The sequence below is a fragment of the Limnobaculum xujianqingii genome, assembly GCF_013394855.1.
GTDB lineage: Bacteria > Pseudomonadota > Gammaproteobacteria > Enterobacterales > Enterobacteriaceae > Limnobaculum > Limnobaculum xujianqingii.
In genome coordinates this window covers 1792158-1810192 of sequence record NZ_JABMLK010000001.1, presented here as the reverse complement: position 1 = coordinate 1810192, position 18035 = coordinate 1792158, and the positions used below count along the sequence as shown (strand labels likewise).

At 47.4% G+C, this 18035-nt stretch carries 21 protein-coding genes; 13 read left to right on the top strand and 8 right to left on the bottom strand.

Features of this window, described 5'->3' with window-relative positions:
• Window positions 1-3 precede the first annotated feature (3 nt).
• The 8 genes from GOL65_RS08240 to GOL65_RS08205 all read right to left on the bottom strand — a co-directional run bounded on the left by GOL65_RS08240 (window position 4) and on the right by GOL65_RS08205 (window position 7857).
• A complete protein-coding gene (locus tag GOL65_RS08240) occupies window positions 4-2070 on the bottom strand; it encodes a DNA polymerase (RefSeq protein ID WP_179038261.1) in 2067 nt (688 codons plus the stop codon).
• A gap of 80 nt (window positions 2071-2150) precedes the next feature.
• Window positions 2151-2774, bottom strand: coding sequence for an Nmad5 family putative nucleotide modification protein (locus GOL65_RS08235; RefSeq protein WP_179038260.1), 624 nt, complete (start codon window positions 2772-2774; stop codon window positions 2151-2153).
• Between the two features lie 52 nt (window positions 2775-2826).
• The gene (locus GOL65_RS22375) at window positions 2827-2955 is read right to left on the bottom strand and encodes a hypothetical protein (RefSeq protein WP_267313816.1); all 129 of its coding nucleotides are present in this window, start codon (window positions 2953-2955) and stop codon (window positions 2827-2829) included.
• Window positions 2956-3006: 51 nt separating this feature from the next.
• The gene (locus tag GOL65_RS08230; protein ID WP_179038259.1) at window positions 3007-3555 is read right to left on the bottom strand and encodes a DUF2815 family protein; all 549 of its coding nucleotides are present in this window, start codon (window positions 3553-3555) and stop codon (window positions 3007-3009) included.
• A 16-nt stretch (window positions 3556-3571) separates the two neighbouring features.
• Window positions 3572-4864 (bottom strand): DUF2800 domain-containing protein, encoded by a 1293-nt coding sequence (locus GOL65_RS08225; protein WP_179038258.1) that lies wholly within the window; start codon window positions 4862-4864, stop codon window positions 3572-3574.
• A gap of 2 nt (window positions 4865-4866) precedes the next feature.
• A complete protein-coding gene (locus tag GOL65_RS08220; RefSeq protein WP_179038257.1) occupies window positions 4867-5625 on the bottom strand; it encodes a hypothetical protein in 759 nt (252 codons plus the stop codon).
• A gap of 3 nt (window positions 5626-5628) precedes the next feature.
• Window positions 5629-6594 carry a hypothetical protein gene (locus GOL65_RS22175; protein ID WP_228723074.1) on the bottom strand — a complete coding sequence of 322 codons (966 nt, stop codon included), beginning with the start codon at window positions 6592-6594 and terminating at the stop codon, window positions 5629-5631.
• 588 nt (window positions 6595-7182) lie between these two features.
• Complete coding sequence (locus GOL65_RS08205; RefSeq protein ID WP_179038254.1) at window positions 7183-7857, bottom strand: S24 family peptidase; 675 nt, start codon at window positions 7855-7857, stop codon at window positions 7183-7185.
• Window positions 7858-8000: 143 nt separating this feature from the next.
• On the opposite strand from GOL65_RS08205, the gene GOL65_RS08200 reads away from it, so the two are divergent.
• The 13 genes from GOL65_RS08200 to GOL65_RS08145 all read left to right on the top strand — a co-directional run bounded on the left by GOL65_RS08200 (window position 8001) and on the right by GOL65_RS08145 (window position 18034).
• Window positions 8001-8204: a helix-turn-helix transcriptional regulator gene (locus tag GOL65_RS08200; RefSeq protein ID WP_179038253.1), complete on the top strand. Its 204-nt coding sequence runs from the start codon at window positions 8001-8003 to the stop codon at window positions 8202-8204.
• 3 nt (window positions 8205-8207) lie between these two features.
• Window positions 8208-10475: a DUF5906 domain-containing protein gene (locus tag GOL65_RS08195; RefSeq protein WP_179038252.1), complete on the top strand. Its 2268-nt coding sequence runs from the start codon at window positions 8208-8210 to the stop codon at window positions 10473-10475.
• A gap of 441 nt (window positions 10476-10916) precedes the next feature.
• A complete protein-coding gene (locus tag GOL65_RS08190; RefSeq protein ID WP_179038251.1) occupies window positions 10917-11339 on the top strand; it encodes an antiterminator Q family protein in 423 nt (140 codons plus the stop codon).
• Window positions 11340-11764: 425 nt separating this feature from the next.
• Window positions 11765-11941, top strand: a complete 177-nt coding sequence (locus tag GOL65_RS08185; RefSeq protein WP_179038250.1) for a type II toxin-antitoxin system HicA family toxin — start codon at window positions 11765-11767, stop codon at window positions 11939-11941.
• Window positions 11942-11993: 52 nt separating this feature from the next.
• Window positions 11994-12407 (top strand): type II toxin-antitoxin system HicB family antitoxin, encoded by a 414-nt coding sequence (locus GOL65_RS08180; RefSeq protein ID WP_179038249.1) that lies wholly within the window; start codon window positions 11994-11996, stop codon window positions 12405-12407.
• Window positions 12408-12559: 152 nt separating this feature from the next.
• Entirely contained in the window at window positions 12560-12868 is a 309-nt protein-coding gene (locus GOL65_RS08175; protein ID WP_179038248.1) for a phage holin family protein, read from the top strand.
• A complete protein-coding gene (locus GOL65_RS08170) occupies window positions 12858-13292 on the top strand; it encodes a lysozyme (protein ID WP_179038247.1) in 435 nt (144 codons plus the stop codon). The genes GOL65_RS08175 and GOL65_RS08170 overlap by 11 nt, the downstream gene beginning before the upstream one ends.
• Window positions 13289-13663: a hypothetical protein gene (locus GOL65_RS08165; RefSeq protein WP_179038246.1), complete on the top strand. Its 375-nt coding sequence runs from the start codon at window positions 13289-13291 to the stop codon at window positions 13661-13663. The genes GOL65_RS08170 and GOL65_RS08165 overlap by 4 nt, the downstream gene beginning before the upstream one ends.
• Window positions 13596-13805: an Rz1-like lysis system protein LysC gene (lysC, locus tag GOL65_RS22635; RefSeq protein ID WP_456152036.1), complete on the top strand. Its 210-nt coding sequence runs from the start codon at window positions 13596-13598 to the stop codon at window positions 13803-13805. Before GOL65_RS08165 ends, lysC begins: the two co-directional genes overlap by 68 nt.
• 4 nt (window positions 13806-13809) lie before the next feature.
• Complete coding sequence (locus tag GOL65_RS08160) at window positions 13810-14388, top strand: terminase small subunit (protein ID WP_179038245.1); 579 nt, start codon at window positions 13810-13812, stop codon at window positions 14386-14388.
• Window positions 14351-15778, top strand: a complete 1428-nt coding sequence (terL, locus tag GOL65_RS08155) for a phage terminase large subunit (protein ID WP_179038244.1) — start codon at window positions 14351-14353, stop codon at window positions 15776-15778. Before GOL65_RS08160 ends, terL begins: the two co-directional genes overlap by 38 nt.
• Window positions 15778-17283: a phage portal protein gene (locus GOL65_RS08150; RefSeq protein ID WP_179038243.1), complete on the top strand. Its 1506-nt coding sequence runs from the start codon at window positions 15778-15780 to the stop codon at window positions 17281-17283. The genes terL and GOL65_RS08150 overlap by 1 nt, the downstream gene beginning before the upstream one ends.
• Window positions 17246-18034 carry a phage head morphogenesis protein gene (locus GOL65_RS08145; protein ID WP_228723073.1) on the top strand — a complete coding sequence of 263 codons (789 nt, stop codon included), beginning with the start codon at window positions 17246-17248 and terminating at the stop codon, window positions 18032-18034. Before GOL65_RS08150 ends, GOL65_RS08145 begins: the two co-directional genes overlap by 38 nt.
• Window position 18035 lies beyond the last annotated feature (1 nt).

Below are 18035 nucleotides of genomic sequence, written 5' to 3'. Positions count from 1 at the left end.
AACTTACTCTTTTCTATAGTGTTGTGTTTCAAACCCGCCAGCATTAAGCGGAAGGTCTAAAGCCCATGCAGGGTTATTAGCGAGTAATTCACTAAGGTGTTGATGTGAGTAATCCGAGGTGTCCGGCGCTTCGGCGATGATTTCATCGTGTACGGTAAGGTTAATGAGGTAACCGTTATCTTCGACCAACGGCATATTACCGGCTAGAACATCCCGCGCGGCTGCCTGAGTCGCGTTCTCCGCTAGCTTTCCGCTATAGGTTTTCAGACGTTGCCATTTACGTGAGTAAGGGTTTACGCCCATATAGCTTATCTGGCCGTTGTCTACCCGCGGGGCGGGGTAGCAGAGCGCACGACCGGATGGAAGAACTACACGTAACCAAGCCTTATCCCGGCGTACCTTCAACTTACGACAAACGAAAGTATTACCAGGTGAGGCAATGGCACGTTTTACGGCGTTCTCTAAGTCATACCAAAACGATGTTGTTTCAGGGTGCGCGTTACGCCACATACGTTTAAGTGAATCGCAGGTAATGAATACCCGTTGAGATAGACCATACGTCTTTTTTTGTTCAACCGAGGCTTTGTACCAGCGTTGGGCTTCTCGCTGAATATCTAGTGAAATATTAGGTAGCGCAGCATCGGCCAGCGCATCGAGATCTAAGCCATAAGTAAGCGCGAATGTTAAAAATGCCGCCACGCCGCCTCCATAACCAAGACCTAACTCCATCACTTTACCGATCTGTCGTTGGTCTTTAGTTACTTCGTCAGGTGATATATTAAATGCCCGCGCATAGGCCAGTTTATAGAGATCAGGGCCGGTGCCCGCGTCGTAATCACGAAAAGCCTGTAACTTCCATTCCTCACCCGCCAACCAAGCAAGCACTCGGCCCTCGATATTGGAAAGGTCAGATATAACTAGCTTTTTACCCGGAGGGGCCATAATGCAGCCGCGTAGGGCGGAGCTGGTGAGTTGCATCACATCATCGTAAAGCAGATCAGCACATCCCGCTTTTAGCGCTTCGATACCTTCATCAATAACTTGTTGTGGTAGCGTCGGTCTAGGCAAGTTCTGAGGCTGGAATAATCTGCCCGCCCAGCGTCCAGTCCTGCTGGCGCCACAAAATTGAAGAGTTCCTCTCAATCGCCCATCTTCGCTAACGCCTTTCACTAACGTTTTATATTTGCTGGTGCTGGTTGTGCTGGCTTGCAGCCGGATAATAAGAAGTTCACGCAAACCGATCGGGATATCAGGATCGTTAATCCTGCGCTCCAATGTGCTTTTTTGCATATCTGGCAGCTCTATACCAAAGGAACTGGCGATATGTTTTAACAGTGCGTCACGTTGGGTGGCGGCCTGTACTTCGTCGTTGGTAATATCCTGCGTACGTTTTGCTAACCGCTTCTGTTCGATCTCTACTGCTTCGATAGCTGCCTGGGCGAGTTGAACATCGACACATACACCACGATCGTTAATCTGCTGGTCGCGATGCCATAGCGCCAGTTCCACCCCTTGATAGTTCCAGTTAGGCAATTTCCTATCAATCGCCCGCATTGCTTCAATATCTAGCCCTGCGTACGATAAAAACCGGCGCCATTCTTCCGGGTGGGTTTTGCTGGTGGCCCGCCTGATAACTGAGTTTTTAGGACGGAGTTTGCAGAATAGCTGTATTAAGGCTTTACCTTCCTTATCCTTGGCTTTGTCCTGATCAATGTTCAGTACCTCACACAGAATACCAAGCCCGCCAGGAAGACCATGCGCTAGCGCCTTAACCATTGTATCCCGCCAACGCTCAACGCCCCCCGCGATAACATTAGGCATAGCATGACGCATCACCGTTCTATCAAAATGCGAGTTCTGAGCGTAGATAAGTATCGTTTCATTGGCTAATGCAGCTTTTAAATCTGCAGGCATTGGTTTGCCTCTGGTGACATCCCATGTTTTAACCGGCTCATCGTCTAAGGCATAAGTGATAATCATCACTTCGACTTGTTCCGCATACGCGTGGGTGCCATTTTTTATAGGTACTTCGCAAAAAGTTTCGGAGTCGAACCAGAGTTTTTGATACATGGGGAGATCCTTTAATTCGGGTAGCCCTCTTTGCAAAACACCCGGCGTGACGGCCGGGTGGTGAATTTAGACGGGGGGGGTTAGTCAGAAGGTAAGCCAATCATTTCGTTGAGAGCTTCCCTGCGTATCGCTGGGGGTAACGGCGCTTTAGGGGCGCTTTCGGGAAGCAGCTCTTTTGCTTCTGGCCATATTTCCAGCAACCGTTTAAGGGTTCTTACCTTATCCAGCGCCGCGATGACGTTTTGACGGATGGTGTCTTCTTCGTCGCTGATCTGTTTGTAGAGCGCATCGAAGCTGTAGAACTCCGTTACTAATGGATCATCCGCAAGCAAGGTGAATTCCTTCGGTGTGATTTTAGACACGTGCTTAGGGGAATTCCGTTCGTAGCTGGTATAGTTTCCGTTGAAATATGCATATACCCTAGAACCTGCAAGGTTTAGCTTAATATCCGTGTCTATATTTATCGGCATATCATTAGCTCTGAGCGCTTCAGGGAATTTATTTGCCAGCGCTTCTATTTTCTTCAAACCTGCTTTAACTGCATTTTCCACATCCTGGCCTCCTATAGCCGCGATGCGTACTCGTTCGGCCCACACAACTCGGGCTGCGCGTAATGCGGATTTTCTTTGAGCAATACCCGCCTTAGTTAACGCATTTCGTATGATTTGTTCTTTAAAATCTTTCGTTAAAATAACCTGTGACATTTATTTAGGTCTCCAAAAAAAAACTCCCCACAGGGGCAGAGTGATTGGTGCGTTATTCTTGAGTGTCTAAATCTTCAAATTCATCGGGTGACGATACCTGCCCGTGTTTTTGTTGACGCTCGTACGCTTCTAAATCTTCCCAATCGTAGGCGTCGATTCCTTCATCTTCGGCCCAGCTCATTATGTTTACATCCTTTAAAAAAACTTCCCCGCGCGGTGGCGGGGGTATTAGTTAAACTAAAGACTCTGCGTCCGCGCCTTCGCTTACATCGTCAAACTCGTCTTCTGACGCTACGCCACCGCCGGCGAATGCATCGCCATCACGTAGGAACTGAACACCGCCAAGTGAGGCATTAATACGTTTGCCGAAGTTGTTATCCATCGCCCAAATATCCAGAGATACGTTAACGTAGCAGCCTGCGTAGGGTTTACCGTCTGCCGCGGTTAGCACTGAACGGTCACGATCGACAACTAAAGGGCGGGCTTTATTACTGGCAGAAATGAACATATTGCCGGGGTAACCTTCGTACTCGGATTTTTCATCACCGTTGTGTAAGCAGACCTTTAAACCGGTACGTAGGGATTTAAGGACGCCCTCCGCTTTAGGTCCCCATTTTTCTTTCGCTACTTGCTCGATGGCTGCCTCAATGTCAGCAACACAAGGATGGTCAGGCGCAAAGATAAACGCAGCGCTAAAACGAGGTTCACCTTCACCGTTTACTGTTTTTGGTTCGAACAAAGCAGGGAAGGCCATACGGACGTTGTTTAATTTTACTTTCATGATTTATACCTTTTAATTAAATGAGGGATTCTGCGGCTTCGATATCGTCAAAGTCGTTTACAGGGTTAATAATGACTGCAGGGCGTGGATCGGATTCCGGTACCAGGGTGTTTTTACCTTCGGCACGTGAGATAAGAGCTTCCACTTTTGGCCAGCGGCGGGGGCTGGCTTTCTTAATCAGTTTTTCCGCCTGGGTTGGACTGATTAGTTTGAAGTTATAGACCTCTTCATTTTTGTATCGGAACTGGTCTTTTAACAGGGCTTTGGCAACTTCTTCATTGCTCCAGGCTCGGTTACCTTGCTTACCGGTAACTAATTTGTAGCCTGGTACTGAGTACCCCTGATTGAGTTCATTATTGGCTTTAGCTCGAACCGCGCTACACCAACTTTCGATTAAGTCGAGTTGGCCCAATAATTCCCCTAATTTGGTGTTATCGTGGGTACCGACCTGTTCCTTTATACCTTCCAACTGTGGTGCTAATGGTTGGGTCAGGTCGACAAAATCGCCTTTAGCGGTGTTCAGGTTGTGTTGCTTTAAAGCATCACATGACGCCTTAGCCTTACAGAACCAACATTGTTTTTCACCCGGAGTGAATGCATCCGCCGGTAATGAATTTACCCCTTCGCACTCAACAATTGCCACTGCGATAGTTGCCTTGGTCGCAGCCTCTTTTGCACGTTCTCCAAAGGCTCTTAACTCTGCAACAGATATGACCCATTCGGATACGTGATAGAGGCGAGGCTGGTGGATGAACATTCGAACAGTTTCGAAATCATAAATCAGACTGAACTCTTCGAGAGCGCCAAGGGCGTAAAGTTGGAGCTGTTCATTCTCTTCGGCATCAACTTTTACCCCTCTACCAAATTTCAAGTCGTGAACCTGTAGTTCAGTACCTTTGATAATGATGGCGTCCGCAGTACCGAACTGATCGGGTACATCAACCACGCTGGAGAAATCGACACGTTGCTCGATAAGGAGCTCATGTCCTTGTGCCAGAGCCCAAACGGTATCGACATAGACCTGAACAAATTCGGCCATTTCCTGATCAACTTTGGGAGTATTAGGTTCACCTAACGGGTATGTACCAAGGTAATCAGATGCTTGTTGCCCTCCTGTTAGCTCAATCCCTAACAGCAAGGGGTTTAACCGGTTACTTAATACCATTTCAGCCAACGCATGTGCGGCGGTACCTTCAACGGCGAAGGGGGATCTTTTGTCTTCGCAACCCGCTTCTAATGCTAGGCTTCCCTCACAGCGCATCCACCGATGGGCGGAAGAGGGTGATAATTTTGCGTGTGAGTCTGGCATGATTACCCCTCCAACGCTTTTTCAGCCAGTGTAATAACCTCTGGCAATTTATCCGCGGGGACTTGACCTAACTTAGTCGCGCCGAACGTGGCCAGAATTTCCACGGCTTCACTACGGTACCCTCCTTTGGCCAGTTTAAGAATTAAAGCGGAGGCGGTATCAAAAATGGCTTTAGGATCTTCTTCGGTAGTGGTTACGGAGGTGTCTGCGACTGGAGGTTTATCTTCCTTAACCTCCTTATTTACTTTATCGGCCTTTTTCACTTTAGGCTTAACGCTTGAACGCTCATCTTGCGGGGTACGGAGTAATAAATCCGCGTACGCACGTCGGGATGCTATATCCGGAATTGCATCCCAGTACTTAAACATCTGGATACATAGGTCGAGCAATACCGGTTTGTGTAAGTGCTTGGAGGCTTCTACTCCCGCTAAAGCCATATACAGATCGTCTGACTTTTCCGAAAGCTCGCTACCGCTTTCGGCTGTGACGAACGCATCTACGGCGGCTAGCTTTTCGGCGGTTAGGTCGGTAGTGTTCTCGCCATACAGAAGTGCAAGAGCAATAATTTTTGCGCGGTCTAACGCTTCGATATCTTGTTTTTTATTACTTTCAGCCTCGATAGTTACATCGGTAACTTCATCCTTTTTAGGTTCAGGCTTTTCGTTCGGGGTAAAACCTCCTGTACTACCGGCGTTTTGCATTACCGCGATGAGTTGGCGCATAACTTCGGTATTTTCGGTAATAGCTAATTCTAAGCTCATGTCTTATTCCTCAATTTGAACGAATTGGCCTTCGTCGTTGATGTAATACGGGGTGTTGGCCGTAATGCCGTTTTCACCGACATAGGCGACTGCAAAACGAATGCGGTCGCCGTCGTTGTACGGAATAGCCGCGCAACCACCTTCACCTAACACGATGCGTGAAACAGATCCTGCTGCTGCAACTACTGCATTTTCTCCAGTAGCGTTGATTCGCGCCCCGTCACCGGAGCTACCGATTTGCGCCCCGTCACCGGAGCTACCGATTTGCGCCCTGACACCGGAGCTACCGATTCGCGCCCCGTCACCGGAGCTACCGATTCGCGCCCCGTCACCGGAGCTACCGATTTGCGCCCCGTCACCGGAGCTACCGATTCGCGCCCCGTCACCGGAGCTACCGATTTGCGCCCCGTCACCGGAGCTACCGATTTGCGCCCTGACACCGGAGCTACCGATTTGCGCCCCGTCACCGGAGCTACCGATTCGCGCCCCGTCACCGGAGCTACCGATTTGCGCCCCGTCACCGGAGCTACCGATTTGCGCCCTGACACCGGAGCTACCGATTCGCGCCCTGACACCGGAGCTACCGATTCGCGCCCCGTCACCGGAGCTGCCGATTCGGGCGTTGTAGCCAGAGCTGCCGATTTGGGCGTTGTAGCCAGAGCTGCCGATTTGGGCGTCGTCGCCAGAGCTAATCTCTCCTTCGGTCTGATCGGTTGGGTGTTCCATACTGTTCAAATATTCGACCTGTAAGTCTGTTGCGTCAGTTTCGGCTTTAACGAAGCCCGGCTCGTTTAGGAAGGTGTCGTACATCTGGTTAACTAACCAAGACGCATCGTCAAAGCGTTTGTCTTTTGTCAGGGCTTGATGAACATCAGCGTATGCACCGCCTTGGGGAAATCTTTCAAGGAACCAACGATAACCAGAGGCGCAGGCGTCCCAAGACTTAACTTGTTCTTTAGTGATTTGCATTAGAGAGTCCTTACGGTGATAAGTAGAATGGACACCATCAGGCCGGCTGCGGTGGCGTAGGCCAGAAAAGTGACTAAATCAAATGTGCGTTTCCGTCGGTAACGAAGTACATCCTTACCGGTTAACCTGTGGAAGTTTTCGGGTTTCATTTGCGGGATGACCTTTTCATATATAAAAAAGCCCTGTGGATGCAGGGCGAAGTTATGTGTTGGGTTTTTATAATCGAAGGCCCTGATACCAAGACCTTCTGTTATAAATTCATTGTTACTCAGATTGCTAACCCTGATAGTGCTACCTACCGCGTTAGTCGCCCTGTTCGTCGAAGAACATCATGTTCCCGCCCTGAGCCCAGCTACGTTTATTGCCCACTGTCCGGCTATCCCATCTATGCAAACAATTCGTGCTCGCTGTCTTCACCTATGGGAAGGTGTTTTTATGTAAAATTTAAATCGCAAAAAAGAATAAATTATGCGATGGCGTATTTATATGCGTAATGGGATTTCATGTCAATGCGTAAATGTATTATTTTGCGAATAAGAAAACCGCTCAGGCGAGGAACGGTTTTCTTAGAGGGGAACTTAAGTGGGGTTAGTACATGCGTAGTGCGGATTTAGCTATGCCGGCGACATAGTGTACCTTTTCGACACTTTCACGGGATACTCTGACTGGTGGATGGTCCTCGTTGACGGACATTAAGTGGAGAAGCCCATCTCGCTCAAATAAAAAAGTTTTAACCATAACCTCCCCGTCTTGGGTGACTACAAGCACTTCATCCCCTGAGTTGTAGCTGTGGTTTGGTTCTACGATCACAAATTCCCCCTCTTTAATACGTGGCATCATTGAATCCCCCACGCACTTAAGTGCATATGCATCTACGTCTTTTGTAGGCCAGTAAATGAAGCCGTCGCTACTTCCCACGGAATAAGGCGTATCGCTCCATAAACCCCCAACACCTAGCTGAGTATTTCCTAGAACCGGTACTTTATTAAACTGGAGGGAAATATAAGCCTCGGGAGGGAGTTCGTGCCCCTCATCCAGCTCATGTAGCTTTTTCTCGGCGAGGTCAATAGGGGACACCTGAAAGTATTCAGCTATCTGCTTAAGTGTGGCGTACTTAGGGTCTTTGACCTCCCCAGAAACTAGTCTATGTAGTGTAGGCTGATTTATTTGTAGCCGACGCGCAAGCTCAGTTATGGAGTTTATTCGGGCTTTGACCATTAGATATTTGATGTTTTGAGACAGTATGTCGCTGGTATCAATCATGTAGTTTCATCCTTGCAGTAAGTTGGAAGGGATGATTATGCGTTATCGGATATTGTAATCCAAAGTGTTATCGCTTTACTGTATTGATGATCAATCCGTTTTCGTATAAATTAGATTCCTGAAATATTACTGGAGGACTAATAATGTCTGGATTAACACCGCAGGAAATGGTCAAAAGCCTGGTTGATGCAGGTTACACCCAACACCAGATTGCGGAGAATATAGGGGTTCAGCAGTCTTCTGTTAGCCGAATGCTTACAGGAGTCCACACAGACCCGAGGTTTTCTACTGTCAGAGCGTTGGAAGAGCTTTACTCAGAACGAATAACTGACGCGAAGAAGGCGTAGCCCATGTCGCAGATCAACCAATGGGGGGCGACACCTGAGGAATGGTTTCATTTCGATTTGGTATTAGGGCGTACTCATGACCTGCTACCCGTCGTATGTAACCCCGATGCGGCGCTATCTCCTGACAGTAAACTAAAGGCTTTAGGTAAAACCCCAAGCCAGTACAACGGCAACCGTCACGTTGTTGGCCTGACCAACTGGGCTAAACGCGAAATAAGCGATGCCAACATTGAACGCTGGAGCCAAGAGAGGGATTACGGTATCTGCTCTCGTATGGGGAAAGGTTGGTTAGCGTTGGATTGTGATAGCGAATCGCCTGATATTCAGGATGCGGTACGAGCATTATTATTTACTCATTTTGGAGAACTACCACCGCGTCGGTACCGAGTGAATAGTAATAGGTGTCTTTACTTGTTGGCGGTACCGGGTGAATACCGTAGACGTATTCACAAGTTGAGTGCTGATAACGGCATTATTGAGTTACTGGCGGACGGTCGGCAGGCTGTTATAGCGGGTACCCATCCAAGTGGTGCCCGTATTGAGTGGGATGGCGGTTTACCTGATGAGCCCGCGGTTATCACACCAGAACAGTTAGAGATCTTCTGGTCTGCGCTGGCGGAAGGACTGCCTGTGGTGTCCTCGACCGAAGACGGTATAGGCCGTTTACGTGACCGAAGCACTTATACACCTAATGCCACTGACGAAGTATCTGAATATCTGGATGCCAGTAATTGGACGCTGGATTACGGCGCCAATGGTGAACGCTATATAACTTGTCCGTTTGAGGATGGACATAGCGGGTTATCGGATCCTACCTCTACCGTTTATTTTCCTGCCGGTACGGCGGGTTTCGAATTAGGCCATTTCAAATGCCTACATGCCAGTTGTGCGCATCGTAACGATGGCGATTATCTGAATCAAATAGGTTTTCGTAATGATGACTTTGACGATCTGGAACCTGTGGCCATATCGGAAGAGCAGGATATCCCCGCGCTGGAAACCGATAAAGTAGGCCACTTCTTAGCAAGATATATTCAGATAGCTGAGGGGGATCTAGTTTGCGATTTATTACTTCCCCCACAGCACGGAGTCCTGAAATACACCGAGTTTTCCCGCACTACCGCCAACATCCAGATCGTAGAGGCGAAGGGTAAAACCTTTGTCGATGTCGCAGTAAGCAATAAATGGTTATCTCACCCTCTACGTAAAACGGCAAGGGGGAGTAAGTACCTACCTGGTCAAGAACGGCTGATTACGGATACTTACGGGCTGAACTGGATAAATACTTTTTACATGCCCGAGTTTACGCTAACCGATAGTATCGACCAGCTCGGCGTTTTCCTCGATCACATGGCCTATATCCTGCCGGTTGAGGTCGAACGCAATTGGTTCATTCAGTGGATGGCGTTTACGCTACAGCGCCCTGAAACCCGTTGTAAGGTTACTCCGTTGCTGGTGGCCAAGACTCAAGGCACGGGCCGCGGGTGGATTGTGGAATTGATGGAAGCGCTACTCGGTGCATGGAATTGTACCAAAACCGAGTTGAAGGACTTGGCTACCGGTAGTTTTGGTAACTGTCTTAATCAATCGCTTATATGTAGCGTAGAAGAGTCGAAAGAAGGGGGTAAAAACCGGTTTTCTATTAACGCGAGTATCCGCAGCATACTGACAGAGAAGCGGCTGGAGGTGAACCTTAAATACGGGGCCAAAGGCACTATCGATGTTTTCACCAATTTTTTCATGATGACCAACCACACTGACGCCCTGGTCATTCCGCAAGAAGACCGGCGGATAAACGTATTTTCAGGTCCCGACGAACCTAAGAACGCTAAGTATTACGACCGCCTGTATGGTGCCTTAAACGTCCATACGTTTTTAGCGCAGGTGTACAGCTATTTAATTCAAATGGACCTCTCATCATTCAATTGGAAGCGCTCTTTTGATACTCCAGCACGTCGAGAAATGATCGAAAGTAACCAAACTGATACCGAAAAGCTGTTATTAGAGCTGCTATCCGATCCCCCATACCCCGCGATGGCCCAACACCAAATTTTTTATGAGCTACGCCAACGTGGAGGGATTGACTTTATTTTAGACGAAGGCGTTGCAAAAAAGGTACTGCAGAACAGCCCGGCGCAGTGGCTAACGTATCAACCGCGGGTTAACGGGGTACAGGTTCGCCCTTGGTTATTGGTAAAAAATAACAAGTTAAGTAACAACGACATTAAAACGGCGCTGGAAACCTGCGAAAAATTACAAAGTGGTTTTTAGGAATGACACAGTGACACAGTGAATGACACAGTAAAAACAAGGCGGTGTGTCATTAAAAATATAGATAAATCAGTAAATAAAAAAGAAAAGACACAGTGACACACTAAATAACTAATTAAAGGGTATAGGAATAAAAGTATATGTATACATGTCACGCACACATACACGTATATAGGGTTTTAGGCGTTTTAGTGTGTCACTGCTTCAAAAACGGTATTAAACACAGTAAAGGCGCGGCTTGCAGGCTGACACAGTACCTAAGAATAGGTGTGTCAGGCACTGTGTCAAAAGCGATTACGTAAATTTTTACAAAGTTGAGAAAAGTTGAGGTTTAAGATTATGCGACATGGAAGCAGCACTTATCGATATCTAGGACAAACCATCACCTGGGTTTATGGGTAACTAAAATTCCAGTAGTAGCAAAACGTAGAGGCCAGACTAATGCGTCGAGATATGCAAAGTGTGCTAGAACGGTGGGGGCGATGGGCTGAGAGTGAGGAATATTGCTCGCTGGTTGACTGGCCCGCGCTGTCGGTTATTCCGGGATGTAAACCGACATCCGGTAAGCCTGTGTGTTCTGACGAAGACGGGCTGGTGATTGATACCTGCGTCGCGCATATGAGCACTGTTCGCAGCGAGGAAGATATTCTGATCTTAGGTTTACGCTTCATAGGTGGCCGCTCATTGCGACAAATCGCGGAGATAATGTGCTTGCCTATGTTTGGTGTCCGAACATCGCTCCGCGCTTCTGAGGAGTTTTTGGAGGGGTGTTTGGTGGTACAAGGGATCCAGTTGAATATGGATCCTGAGGTTATTTTACCCGTACCTCTTGCGTGCGCACAAAAACCTATGCTAATCTTCTAGCATCTAGAATTATGATTTAATTTTATGACCTCAATTTTAAAGCCTCCCCCTCTTCGGATGCGGGGCTTTCGTGTTTCTGGTCTATCGAAAATGTAAAACTGTCAAAAACAGACCGTTTGCCTGTTGATCGGGTTGAACCACAATACCCGCAATTTGTTACAGAAATGTTATAACGACAATCATCACGATTCTGGTTAGATAACTTAGAATTTCAGGGCCTGAGCCCCGCATTTTACATGAACCTATTTTTGATGGGGCGTGTAAGATCCATTATGTTAAATAGCCTTCAAAAAGGTGCATTTATCCCGAGGGGACTCGACCTACTTAATACAATTAAAAGGTAATGAAAAAATATTACTTTTTATGTTGACTGGGTAATATAAAAATATTACTATAATCCCATGTTCAACAAACAAGGGGAGTAAGTGAAACAAAGTGAGTTCAGGCGGTATCTTGAGTCCCAGGGTGTAGTTGTTAAGAACGGAACAAACCACTTAATACTACTAGGACCAAACGGACGAAGCGCAATGCCAAGGCACCCAAGCAAAGAGATTAACGAAAAGCTAAGGAAAGCGATTTTAAAGCAGTTAAATCTCAAATAACTAACCAGCCTTTCGGGGCTGGTTCCTGAACCACCGGATTTCATTGCACAATATGCGATATCCAGTAAATATAGAGCCAGACGGTACAAGCCTTTTTGTATCGTTCCCTGATATACCGGAAGCGCTCACATGTGGCGATGATTTGGCTGATGCTAAATTCATGGCCTATGACGCGTTATTAACTGCGTTCTCTATGTATTTTGAGGATGAGAGTAAAGAGATCCCGTTACCAAGCGATATTGAGTCAGAGCACTATATTGATGTTCCGGCTAGTGTGGCTGCTAAAATTCTCTTGCTTAATGCGATGGTTAACTCAGGCGTTAGCCGCTCAGAACTGGGGCGGCGCGTTGGTATTAAAAAACAAAATGTAAAACAGCTTCTTGATGTTTACCACACGACCAAGATAGACACGATAGAACAGGCTCTAACGAGCTTAGGGCACAGATTAACAATATCCGTCGAATAGCTGCTTAATTACTCTGAAATCAAAGCCCCGACCTAATCGTTGGGGCTTTCCTACATTCTAGCTCCGTCAAAACCAACACACCCTCATCTATCAGAAAACGACTGAGGGCTAACCCTATTAACTAAACACGGACACTTCCAATGGAGGTGCAAATGCGTATGCCTTGGAAAAATGAAACGACACTGATTGCCGCACTGATGACGCTCTTTGGTGCAATGGCCAGTTATGCGCATCGAGTATTGAACGGGCAGGAGTTCAGCTTTAAAACACTGACACTACAGGTACTGATATCAATATTCGCTGGTGCAATGGTGGTGCTGGCAGCTAACTATTACAAATGGGACCCGGAAGTAGCAGGTGGTGTCGCTGGCGTTGCTGGTTGGGCTGGTGCAGAGCTGATTAAAGTCTTGGAAAAGATACTGATTAACCGGATTAAGAGGCTGGCAGGTGATGATAACTAGTCAAAAAGGTATAGACCTGATTAAGCAGTTTGAAGGGCTGGAATTAAAAGCATACCCCGATCCGGCAACTGGCGGGAAACCGTGGACTATCGGTTACGGGCATACCGAAGACGTAAAACAGGGCGATAAGATATCGGAACTAGAAGCAGAGGAGTTTTTGAAAGATGACCTCAAGCTATTTGAAGCCGAAGTATCAAGACTGGTTAAGGTTTCAATTAATCAGAATCAGTTTGATGCGCTTGTCTCCTTTGCTTTTAACTTGGGAAGCAACGCACTAAAAGGCTCAACACTTCTGAAGCGTCTTAATGAGGGTAACTTCCACTCTGCCGCTGACCAGTTCACTCGTTGGGTGTATGCCAATAATAAGTTTATGCAGGGCCTTTATAATCGTCGCCAGGCTGAACGCGAGTTATTTTTGTCATGAGTTTTGCCAATAAATGGATTACCGCTGCATTAGCGTCGTTATGCATTGTTGTATTGCTGCTCTATTGCCGCTGGTTGAATCATCAGCTCAATCAGCTCAGGAATGAGAAGCAACAGGCAGTGGTAGCACTGGCAGAAGAACGGGCCTACTCAGCCAGAATCAGAACGCAATATATACAGATTCAAGAGGTCATGGATGGAGTCGCAGAACAAAAGCAGGCTAGTGATAGTCGGGCCAAAGAGCTGCAAAAACAGCTTGTCGCAGCGCAGGCCAACAGCAAGTGCTTTAGCGTTCCTGTGCCTGATGCTGTTACTAAACGGTTGCGTGAACGCGCCGGAGAAGTCAACGTCGCCGCTACCGGTACCAAATAGCCTGTTTAAACCCTGCTTGGTACCTGATTACCATGTTCAACATTACGGTGAGTATCCCGGTTATATTGCCGAGCTTTTCGCCGTTATCGAGCAGTGTAATAACCAACTATCTGCAATTGAGAAGATAGAAGAATTAAGGTAACAACATGGACAAGGTAAAAAAGCTCCCGGCACGTAAAGAGCTGTTTTGCCACGAATACATTATTGATTTAAAAGCCGGGCCGGCGGCTATTCGTGCGGGGTATAGCCCCAAAACAGCATACAGCAAAGGCCCTTGTTTACTACAGGAACCTGATGTACTTGAAAGAATAAATATACTCAAAAGCGATCGGGTTAAGACATTAGACATAGACGCTAACTATGTGCTGTTGCGTCTGTATGAAATTGACAACATGGATGTAGCAGACATCTTGCACGAAGACATGAGTATAAAAAACGTGTCTGAGTGGCCATCTGTTTGGCGGCGATATCTCAGTGGTTTCGATATGGCTGAAATGTTCGAAGGTCGTGGTGACGATCGGGAAATGGTCGGGATACTTAAAAAAATAAAATGGCCTGACAAAGTCAAGAATCTTGAATTACTGGGTAAACATATCAGTGTTCAGGCGTTTAGAGATAACGTTAAAAATGAACTAACCGGAGCAGAAGGCGGACCAATACAGGTCGTAAACGCCGCTGAATTAACAGATGACCAACTTGCAGCAATCATCACAAATAAGTCGTGAAGATGCCGCAACAGAACTGTTACGTCGCCGAGAAGCCAGGGGCAATCTCCACGCGTTTATTCAGTACATAAACCCCGAATATATTGTTAGTGATTTTTCCAAGGCGGTTTGCGCTGCATTAGATGACTTCATCATTAAAATGGCTGAAGGAGCAAGACCGGTTCTGATTCTGGCCGCACCACCACAGCACGGTAAATCGGATATTGTCTCTAGGTACCTGCCAGCATATGTTTTTGGTAACTACCCAGACTTACGCACCGCGGGCCTGTCTTATGCTAAAGACTTAGCCAGCGATATGAACCGTGATGTCCAGCGGATCATGATGTCGGACGAGTACAAGATACTATTTCCGAAATCCGCGCTTAATGCCAAGCGAGTTGTAACGATTGACGTTGAGGCAAAACGGAATTCTGAAACGTTCGAAATTGTAGGGCGAAAGGGTACCTATATTTCTCAGGGCGTCGGTGGTCCGTTGACGGGTAAAAAAGTTGATCTTGGCATTATCGACGACCCGATAAAGAACGCCAAAGAGGCACTAAGTCCAACGATTAAAAAAGGCGTATGGGATTGGTATGTTTCTACTTTCAAAACGCGCCTGTCAAAGAATAGCGGTGAAATCATTATGGCTACTCGCTGGGCCACTGATGACCTGTCCGGAAAAATTATTAGTTCCAACGGACGCGCAAAGGTGCTTTCGTTTCCGGCTATTAACAAGGCCGGTGGAGCGTTGGTACCTGAGTTACATCCAATCGACAAGCTACTGGAAACTAAAGCGACACTGGGTAGTTACTTCTGGTCAGCCATATATCAGCAATCGCCAGTACCGCAGGGTGAAACGATATTTAAAGAAAGTTGGGTTAAATATTACCTTCCGAAAGATTTGCCGAAGAAGTTCGACAAGGTTATTCACAGTTGGGATATGACTTTCAAGGATACCGACGGTACCGACTATGTGGTCGGTCAGGTATGGGGCAAGGCCGGTGCTAATGCGTACTTACTTCACCAGGTTCGGGAGAGGATGAGTTTTACCGCAACGAAGAGCGCTGTTAAGCGAATGTATGAGGATTATCCCGAAGGCCGTAGAAAGCTGGTCGAAGATAAGGCAAACGGCCCCGCGGTCATTGATTCGCTAAAAAGCACCGTGCCGGGGTTAATACCAGTAGAGCCGGATGGTAGCAAAATAGCCCGTGCGCATGCAGTTACGGCAGAGTGGGAAGCGGGTAACGTTTGGTTACCACACCCTGAAACCGCGCCGTGGATAAAAGATGCGGTGGAGGAAATTACTACGTTCCCTGCTGCGGCTAATGATGACGTTGTTGATGCCATGACGCAGGCGCTACGTGATTTATATCAGAAGCGTGGCGGTTTCTTCACAACAAAGAGGCACTAATGAGCTGGTTTAATCGTAAGAAAAAAACACAGCCAGCACCCCCGCCGGTGTCGGCATTTACAACGGATTACTATAAGAGTCTGACAAAAGATAAGGGTTTTTCCGGTCTGGAACTGGAGCAACCCACAATCGCCGGTGTCGCTATGGACTCCATTGATGGCACGGTACCCAGCTTTAAGGGCAATCCGTTTTTCGGCGTTCCGGAGGCGCAAGCGTGTTGGTATGCCAGCCAGTCCTTTATCGGGTACAACATGTGCGCAGTCATCGCCCGGCATTGGCTGGTTGAGAAGGCCTGCAATATGCCCGCGCGTGATGCTATCCGTCAGGGGTATGAAATTGATTGTGATGATAACGACGCTATTGAACTACTGAAAAAGGCGGATAAGAAGCGAAAAATCAATGCGGCCATGCGTGAGCTTATTCACTTCGGGCGTGTGTATGGTGGGCGTGTCGCGTTGTTTATTATCGACTCGACCGACCCTGAATACTACGAGAAGCCCTTTAACATTGATGGTGTCACGCCGGGTTCTTACCGGGGGATTAGCCAAGTTGATCCACAATGGGTAACTCCGGACTTGATAGCAGAGAATATTCAAGACCCTGCATCAAAGGAATTCTATGAGCCGACCTATTACATGTTAGGTGGTCGCCGATATCACAAAACGCATTTAATTAAATATATTCCCTACCCGGTACCGGATGTTCTAAAGCCTCAATATAACTATTTCGGCGTGTCGGTTCCTGAGCGTATTTATGAGCGCGTGTATGCAGCTGAGCGTACGGCTAATGAAGCGCCTCAATTAGCGATGACGAAACGTCTGTTAACAATAGGCATGGCAAACATGGAGACGTCGGATAACGATATCGTAATGGAGAATATGGCCTATTTTATGAACATGCGTGATAACTATGGGGTACAGGTAACGGATAGCGCCGACACCGTAAATCAGTTCGATACTTCACTGGCCGATCTCGATGCCACCATCATGACGCAATACCAGTTGGTAGCTGCATCCGCTAACGTGCCTGCAACAAAGCTCATTGAAACCACACCAAAAGGGTTTAACTCAACGGGGGACTATGAGGCGGCAAGTTATCGGGAAGTTCTGGAGAGCATACAGCTCAATGATTTGGACGAATTTGTGAACCGTCATCACAGCATTTCATTACGTAATGCTGGCGTGAAGGATATTGAAGTCGGTATTACATGGCGTCCACTGGATAGCCCAACTGCGGCGGAGTATGCCGATATCGAATTGAAGAAAGCTCAAACCGATCAGATATACGCCAATACGGGCGCAATCGACGGGGAGATTATTTTCCAGAAGATATCAACGGATAAGGAATCCAGCTATTTCGGGCTAGAGCAGCCGGAAGAAACAGACGATCCAGAGGGGAGCGATTATGGCGAAGAATATACGCCTGAAACCGAAGAGGGAGCGCTGGGCGACACAACGGAAAGCCGTAATGAAGGGGGAACCGCTTCACTATCCGGCACCCGTTAAAGCCCGATATCAGGCAGGTCTGGCTAAACTTGTTAGTGACATGACAAAGGATTACGAAAAGGAATTTAAGCAACTCGAAAAGGACATAGGCGTTATCACGACAGATGCGAGCATAGCCAGCCAGACCCGAATATTGTTGAGTAAGCTACGGCGAAAGTGGTTATCAATATTCAGTAAACGGTCAGTCAGTCTTGCAAACAAATTTATTTCTCAAGTTGATAGCAGCGCCAAACGTAGTCTGAATCAGTCACTAAAAGAACTATCCGGCGGGTTAACCATCAAGACGCCAGATATGCCGGATGCGATGAAAGACAAAATCATCGCGGCAACCGCTGAAAACGTAGCCCTCATTAAATCCATACCTCAGCAATTCCATTCTCGAATCGAAAACGCGGCCTTACGCTCCGTCAGCCAGTCTGGTGAAGGGGCTAAGACGATATTTGATGAGATAAAGGATATTGGCGGGGTGACGGAAAAGAGGGCGAAGTTTATTGCAGAAGATCAGACGCGGAAAATCACAACCGCGTCGAACCTTGAGCGTGCAAAGTCAGCCGGTATACGCAAGGGGATTTGGCACCACTCAGGCGGTAGCGCTGAACCCCGAAAGCTACACAAACTTAAACTTGATGGTACTGAGTTTGATTTAGACAACCCTCCAATCATTGACGAGAAAACCGGACAGCGAGGTTTACCCGGCGAGCTACCCCACTGCAAATGCTTTTGGACTCCTGTCGTCGATTTCGGTGAATAAA